Here is a 6317-nt window from a genome sequence, read left to right as displayed (position 1 = left end):
CGTCTTGGCCGGTGGCCACCGGCCAAGACGCTAAATCGCTTCCATCGCACAAATCATGCCCGTGCAGATACAAGGGGCTCTCTCCGCGAATACGGTGACAGGAGGACTCGCGGAGGCTCCCCCTCACCCGGATCGCATCTGCGATGCGATCCGACCTCTCCCCACAGGCGGGGCGAGGTGAAGCGGAGCTCGCGGCTCGGTCTGTGATCAACGAAATCTCGTGTGAACTCGCCACACGGTAGCATGTTGCCACGTTCAAGCCTGAATTGAAGGGTGACGTGGCGATATGAGTGATTTGGGCGATATTGAAAAAGATTGGTGGCGGCGCGGCGTCTTCTATCAGGTGTATCCGCGCTCGTTTCAGGATTCCAACGGCGACGGGGTCGGGGACCTCAAGGGAATTTTGCGGCGGCTGCCGTATCTCAGAGAACTTGGCGTCGACGCGTTCTGGCTGTCGCCGATCTATCCGTCGCCGATGGCCGATTTCGGCTACGATATTTCCGACTATACCGGCATCGATCCGCAGTTCGGCACGATGGAGGATTTCGACACGTTGGTCGCGGCAGCCCACGACGCGGGGCTCAAGCTGATTCTCGATCTCGTGCCGAATCACACCTCGGACCAGCACCGCTGGTTCATCGAATCGCGAAGCTCGCGCGATAACCCCAAGCGCAACTGGTACATCTGGCGCGATCCGAAGCCGGGCGGCGGACCGCCGAACAATTGGCTGTCGGAATTCGGCGGCAGCGCCTGGGAATATGACAGCGAGAGCGGGCAATATTACTACCACGCCTTCCTGGCGCAGCAGCCTGACCTGAACTGGCGCAATCCGGAGGTCCGGGCGGCGATCTATGACGTCATGCGGTTCTGGCTCGGCAAGGGCGTCGACGGCTTCCGCGTCGACGTCATCTGGCATCTGATCAAGGACGCCAAGTTTCGCGACAACCCGCCCAACCCGCATTATCACGAGGGCCGGCCGCCGCATGAGAAGATCCTGACGCAATATTCCACCGACCAGGCGGAGGTGCACGAGGTGATCGCCGAGATGCGGCGCGTCACCGACGAGTTCGATGACCGCGTGCTGATCGGCGAGATCTATCTGCCGCTGCATCGCCTCGTCGCTTATTACGGCAACGATCTCACCGGCGCGCAGATGCCGTTCAACTTCGCGCTGCTGTCGACCTTGTGGAGTGCGCGCTCGATCGAGCGGATCATCGAGGATTATGAGAAGGCGCTGCCGCCGGGCGCATGGCCGAACTGGGTGCTCGGCAATCACGACCGGCCGCGGGTCGCGAGCCGGGTCGGGCCGGAACAGGCGCGCGTCGCCGCCATGCTGCTGCTGACGCTGCGCGGCACGCCGACGCTCTACTACGGCGACGAGATCGGCATGCGCCAGGTTCCGATCGCGCCCAGTGAAGTGCGCGATCCCTTCGAGAGGAATGTGCCGGGTATCGGCGTCGGCCGCGACGGCTGCCGCACGCCGATGCAATGGGATGCTGACCCCAATGCCGGCTTCTCGACCGCAAAGCCCTGGCTGCCGCTCGCCCATGATGCATTGAGCGAAAACGTCGCCAGTCTCGGCGCCGACAAGACCTCGATCCTCAATCTGTACAAGGCGCTGATCGCGCTCCGGCGGCAATGGCCGCAGCTCGTGACCGGCAGCTATGAACGGGTCGCCGCGCAAGGCGACATCCTGCTCTATCGCCGGCGTGGCGAGGAGGGCGCGCTGATCGTGGCGCTGAACTTAGGGGGCGATCCGGCCGCGGTCACCTCGAGCGCGATCGCCTTCAACAGCGAAATCCTGCTGTCGACCTTCCTCGACCGCAAGGGCGAGGCGATCGAAAGCGTGCTCGAGCTGCGCGGCAATGAAGGCGTCATCATCGCGCCGCCGGGGCATCGAAATCATGATGCTCTCGATCTCGACCGGGGAGAGGTGAACCGCAGCGAGTGATCCGACGTCGGTCAGGCCGGGTGACCGCCGTTGTCGGCCTGATCGATATCGCTGCGTTTCAACAGGTAATCGAGCCCGCCCATCCTGTACCAGCGGTAGCCATAGGCTTCGAGCAATAGCCGGTGTTGGCCGCGTCCATTGGCGCGGCTGTGGTCCTCGGTGAGAAGACTGATCAGCAGCTTGCCGGTGTCACCGGGAAGCCCGGCCGAAAACGCCACCTCGCGCGGCTTGTCATCGAGGTTATGGACGAACAGCACCGAATTGTTGCGCCAGTCATAGCGGATCACGAATATGGCAGGATCGCGCGTGTCGATGATGCTGAAATCGCCCCAGCCGACCTCCGGGACTTCCTTGCGCATGCGGATGATGCGTTCGGTCCAGTTCAGCATTGAATTCGGATCGCGGCGCTGCTTGGCGACGTTGACGTGCTCATAACCGTAAGGGCCGGTATCGATGACGGGCACGACCGGCCTGTCGCCCTTCGTGAATCCGGCATGTGGCTCCGTCGACCATTGCATCGGCGTGCGTGCACAACCGCGCTCGGGCAGATCGAGATTGTCGCCCATCGCGATCTCGTCGCCATAGCGGAAGACCGGGGTGCCCGGCAGCGTACACATCAAGCTGTACGCAAGCTCAAGCCGGCGCCGGTCGCCCCCCAGCATCGGCGCGAGGCGGCGGCGGATGCCGCGATCGTAGAGCTGCATCTGCTTGTCGGGGCCGAATGCCCTGAACACAATCTTGCGCTGTGCGTCGGTCAGGCGGCCGAGATCGAGTTCGTCATGGGTTGCGCAGGAACAGGCCCCACTGGGCCGTCGCCGGACGCGGCTTTGTCGCCTCGAGCGCTCTTGCAAGCGGGCGCGAGTCGGCGGAGGCGAGCGCATAGAACAGATGCTGGTTGACCTGGAAATTGAACATCATGTGCATCCGGTCGCCATCGCTTCCGAAATATTCCATGTCGGTTTTCGGCAGCACATTGGCTTCGGCCAGAATGATCGCGTCGCCCTCGCGCCATTGCAGGAATTCCCGGAAGGCGCGCAGCATGTCGTATTGCTCGACCGGCTTCTTGACCTTTGGTCCCTTGGTCGCGATCACGAACGGCACTGCATCCATGCGGAAGCCGGAGACGCCAAGCTGGATCCAGAACCCCATGATCTTGAGGATTTCCGCCTGCACATGCAGATTCGATGTGTTGAGGTCCGGCTGGAAATCGTAGAAGCGATGAAAGTACCAGGCGCCGGATTCCTTGTCCCTGCTCCAGGTCGACTTCTGCACGCCGGGAAACACCATGCCGGTATCGGCACGCGCCGGCTTCTTGTCGGACCAGACATACCAGTCCCGATAGCGGGAATCGTTGCTCTTGCGCGCCTCGCGAAACCAGGGATGCTGATCGGAGGTGTGGTTCACGACAAGGTCGATGATGACACGGATGCCACGCTGCTTGCAGCCGTGGGTGAATTCGACGAAGTCTCCGAGCGTGCCATAGCGCGGATCGACGCCGTAATAATCTGATATGTCGTAGCCGTCGTCGCGGCCCGGCGAGGGCTGGAACGGCATCAGCCAGATCGCGGTGACGCCGAGGCCGTGCAGATAATCCAGCCGCCGCAACAGCCCCTTGAAGTCGCCAACGCCGTCGCTATTGGCATCCATGTAGGTGCCGACGGAAAGACAATAGATGACGCCGTTCTTGTACCAGAGATCGTCGATCACAGGGCTTTCCTCGCCGGTCCGCCCGGGTGATTCAGCGGCCGTCTGTTAAGCGGAGAGGCAGGCTTGGGTTCCAGGCCGCGCCCATGTTGGGCGGCCTAACGGAATCGGGTAGGTTATTGGAATGGAATCGTCCGCTCGCAACATCGCCCTTGTTCCGCCGCCGGACCGTCGCCAGTCGGAGACGGCGCTTGCGATCGCGCGCGGGACGGCGCGGCTGTTGCGCTCGCTCGGGTTCTCCTGCATCAGCGAATTGCCGCTGCCGATCTGGTGGCGCTGAACGAGCGCGGCGAGATCTGGATCGTCGAGATCAAGTCATCGCTAGAGGATTTGCGCGCCGACCAGAAATGGCAGGACTATCGCCTCCATTGCGACCGGCTGTTCTTTGCCTTCACGCAGGATCTGCCGTGCGAGATCTTTCCCGCCGACACCGGCCTGATCATCGCCGACGCCTATGGCGCGCACCTGCATTGCGAGGCGCCGGAGCATCGCCTGCCGGCGCCGACCCGCAAGCTGATGACGCTGCGCTTCGCGATGGCCGCCGCGCAGCGCTTCAACCGCCTGCTCGACCCGCAGGGGCATGCTGAGTTTTGATGTGGTGGCGTAGGGTGGGCAAAGCCAACGGGTCGCGCGAACGCGCGCCCCGTTGGCTTTGCCCACCCTACGAATTAGTTACAAATTACCGCGGCGCGCGCTTTGCCAGGATTCGCTGCAGCGTTCGGCGGTGCATGTTGAGCCGGCGCGCGGTTTCCGAGACGTTGCGGTTGCACATCTCGTAGATGCGCTGGATGTGCTCCCAACGCACGCGGTCGGCCGACATCGGGTTGGCCGGTGGTTCGGATTTTTCGGTGCCGCTCGCGAGCAATGCTGCGACGACATCGTCGGCGTCCGCGGGTTTCGAGAGATAGTCGATCGCGCCCATCTTCACCGCGGTCACGGCGGTGGCGATATTGCCGTAGCCGGTGAGCACGATCGCGCGCGCATCGGGGCGCTTGCGCTTCAATGCGGAGACGACGTCGAGGCCGTTGCCGTCGCCCAACCGCAGATCGACCACCGCAAACGCAGGCGCGGCCTTTCCGATCTGCGCCAGACCATCGGACACAGTATCGCAGGATGTCACGGTGAAGCCGCGGGTCTCCATGGCGCGCGACAGGCGCTCCAGGAACGGCTTGTCGTCCTCGACGATGAGCAATGAGCGGTCGGCTTGATCGTTCAGTTCGGCGATGGCGTTCACGGTTCTGCTATCCCTTCTCCAACATCAAAGATATGGCGTGTGACTGCGGCGATGCCAAGGCCACCCAAAACCGGTCGGTTAATGCGTCAAATTGTCGAATTGTGTTCAGCCCATCATTTCGTCGGCAGCTTCGCTCGTCTCGAACACGTCGCGCGGCCAGACGATCTGCACCACGGCGCCGTGATCGGGAAACACGCGATTGGTGAAAGTGACCTTGGCGCCGGTGCGCTCCAGCAGGGTCCGCGCGATGAAAATGCCAAGACCAAGCCCCGCGCGGCCGTTTTGCGCCTCATCCGCGCTGCGGCGCCGCGACAAATAAGGCTCGCCGATCCGGTTCAGCATGTCAGGAGCGATGCCGGGGCCGTCATCGGAAATGACGATTTCGACGGTCTCGGCATTCCACCAGGCATTCACCTCGACGGTCTGGTTGGCGAAATCCACCGCATTTTCCAGGATGTTGCCGACGCCATAGAGGATCGCGGGATTGCGGGCGCCGACCGGTTCCGTGGTGACTGCGACAGCAAGCCGCACCTTGATTGCAACGCCGAAATCGCGGTGCGGCGCAACCGCCTCCTCGATCAGCGTCGACAGTTTCATGCGGTCGAACGGCGCTCCGGTGGAGGAGAGCTGGGTGATCTTGCTCAGGATGTCGCGGCAGCGCTGCGCCTGCTCGCGCAGCGTCTTCAGATCGGCAGCGAGCGGGCCGTCCTGCACCGTACGTTCCAGCTCGCGCGAGATCAGAAAGATGGTCGAGAGTGGCGTGCCAAGCTCGTGCGCGGCCGCGGCGGCAAGGCCATCGAGCTGGGTCAGATGCTGCTCGCGCGCCAGCACCAGCTCGGTCGCGGCCAGCGCATCCGAAAGCTTTCGCGTGTCCTCGGTGACCTGGAATGCGTAGAGGCTGGTGACACCGATCGCGAGCAGGATCGAGAGCCAGACGCCGAACAGGTAGATCGGCTGCAGCACCAGCGGATCGTCGGGGTCCCAGGGCAACGGAAAGTGGAAGAACACCAGCGCCGACGCGCAGGCGACCGCGAGGCAGCCAAGCGCGATCGTCAGCCGGACCGGCAGCGCGGTGGCGGAAATCAGGACCGGCGCCAGGAACAGGAACGAGAACGGATTCTGCAGGCCGCCGGTCAGGAACAACAGGCCGGCAAGCTCGACGATATTGAGCGCGAGCAGTGCTGCGGCATAGATCGGCTCCAGCCGTTGCATCGGGTTGAACGCGATCTGCAGGGCGAGATTGAGCAGCGCCGACAGCGCGATGATGGCGATGCAGGGGATGACGGGAACGTCGAATTCCAGGCCCTGGGCGACGATGAAGATTGCGGCGAGCTGGCCAAGCGCGGCCAGCCAACGGAGCCGCAGAATCGTATCCAGACGGACATGGCGGCGTGGTTGGCGGAAATCTGAGGCGGCTACGTCGGTCAT

The 6317-nt window shown here is 63.2% G+C and carries 3 protein-coding genes and 2 pseudogenes; 2 read left to right on the top strand and 3 right to left on the bottom strand.

Features of this window, described 5'->3' with window-relative positions; genetic code table 11:
- Positions 1-286 precede the first annotated feature (286 nt).
- Positions 287-1951 carry an alpha-amylase family glycosyl hydrolase gene (locus AAFX91_RS18725; RefSeq protein ID WP_394567376.1) on the top strand — a complete coding sequence of 555 codons (1665 nt, stop codon included), beginning with the start codon at positions 287-289 and terminating at the stop codon, positions 1949-1951.
- Positions 1952-1962: 11 nt separating this feature from the next.
- Here the strand turns inward: AAFX91_RS18725 and AAFX91_RS18720 are convergent.
- Positions 1963-3658 (bottom strand): annotated as a pseudogene (locus AAFX91_RS18720) (alpha-amylase family protein).
- A gap of 121 nt (positions 3659-3779) precedes the next feature.
- On the opposite strand from AAFX91_RS18720, the pseudogene AAFX91_RS18715 reads away from it, so the two are divergent.
- Positions 3780-4249: pseudogene (locus tag AAFX91_RS18715) on the top strand (MmcB family DNA repair protein).
- An 85-nt stretch (positions 4250-4334) separates the two neighbouring features.
- Here AAFX91_RS18715 and AAFX91_RS18710 read toward each other — a convergent pair.
- Together AAFX91_RS18710 and AAFX91_RS18705 are read right to left on the bottom strand one after the other, a co-directional pair.
- Complete coding sequence (locus AAFX91_RS18710) at positions 4335-4889, bottom strand: ActR/PrrA/RegA family redox response regulator transcription factor (protein ID WP_027583039.1); 555 nt, start codon at positions 4887-4889, stop codon at positions 4335-4337.
- Between the two features lie 105 nt (positions 4890-4994).
- A complete protein-coding gene (locus AAFX91_RS18705) occupies positions 4995-6317 on the bottom strand; it encodes an ActS/PrrB/RegB family redox-sensitive histidine kinase (protein WP_282531369.1) in 1323 nt (440 codons plus the stop codon).

The organism is Bradyrhizobium sp. 31Argb (genome assembly GCF_043638955.1).
GTDB lineage: Bacteria > Pseudomonadota > Alphaproteobacteria > Rhizobiales > Xanthobacteraceae > Bradyrhizobium.
Note: the sequence above shows the minus strand (reverse complement) of the source record. Positions and strands in the feature narration are given on the sequence as shown.